This is a genomic window from Komagataeibacter kakiaceti JCM 25156 (assembly GCF_000613305.1).
Genome location: NZ_BAIO01000713.1, coordinates 1 through 942, shown reverse-complemented (window position 1 = coordinate 942; position 942 = coordinate 1). Strand labels below are relative to the sequence as shown.

General features: G+C 64.4%; 3 protein-coding genes. All 3 read left to right on the top strand.

Annotated elements, in window-relative coordinates:
- Positions 1–219: molybdopterin-binding protein (locus tag JCM25156_RS31730; protein ID WP_242402744.1), on the top strand; the 219-nt coding region annotated here is incomplete at its 5' end.
- A 44-nt stretch (positions 220–263) separates the two neighbouring features.
- Complete coding sequence (locus tag JCM25156_RS31725; RefSeq protein WP_025814265.1) at positions 264–638, top strand: MoeA family protein; 375 nt, start codon at positions 264–266, stop codon at positions 636–638.
- 117 nt (positions 639–755) lie between these two features.
- Positions 756–942: LexA family protein (locus JCM25156_RS26065; protein WP_034961025.1), on the top strand; the 187-nt coding region annotated here is incomplete at its 3' end.

Here is a 942-nt window from a genome sequence, read left to right as displayed (position 1 = left end):
CGGGCCGGGCAGATCGCCAATTCCAGCACGCCCATGCTGGCGGCCCTGCTGCGCATGGCGGGGGCGGAGCCGGTGGTGCTGCCGGTGCTGCGTGATGACATGGCTGACCTCGCCGGGCTTGAACGCATGGTGGATGGGGTGGACATGCTCTTGACCACCGGCGGCGCGAGCGTGGGCAGCCATGACCTGGTGCGCCGGGGGCTGGAACAGGTCGGCTGAAGACCGATTTCTGGAAAATCGCCATCCGGCCGGGCCGCCCGCTCATGTTCGGCCATCTGGGCCGCCTGCCGTTTCTGGGCCTGCCGGGCAATCCGGTGGCGGCTTTTGTCTGTACGGTGGTGTTCGTGCTTCCGGCCCTGCGGCGCATGGCGGGGCTGGCCACGGTGGTCGAGTCCCCTGCGCAGGCCGTGCTGGGCCGGGATCTGCCTGAAAATGACTGGCGGATGGACTATATGCGCGCCAGCCTGAGCCATGATGCGGCGGGGCGGCTGGTGGCGACCCCGTTTCCGGTGCAGGATTCGGCCATGCTGCATATACTGGCGCACAGCCAGGCGCTGGTGGTGCGCGCGCCCCACGCGCCCCCGGCCTTGGCGGGGGAAAGCTGTGACATCATCCGTCTGGATCAGGTGCCGGCATAGGCGCTGATGCCGGTTGACGGAGGGTATGGAACCAATATAGAACACGAAGACAGGTTTTTGATTTGTTCCATCATATTTCAGGTCCGGCGGGCTGTCCGGGGCAAAAGGACATGTGTCATGCTTACAAAAAAACAACATGAGCTTTTGCTGTTTATCGACGGTCATCTGCGCAGCACGGGTTTCTCCCCTTCCTTCGATGAAATGAAGGACGCGCTGGGCCTGCGTTCAAAATCCGGTATCCACCGGCTCATTTCCGCGCTGGAGGAACGGGGCTTCCTTCACCGCCGCCACCACCGCGCCCGCG

Bases quoted from the DNA above. Each gene is read 5' to 3' on its own strand.
- JCM25156_RS31725 (WP_025814265.1), top strand. From the start codon at position 264: ATGTTCGGCCATCTGGGCCGCCTGCCGTTTCTGGGCCTGCCGGGCAAT.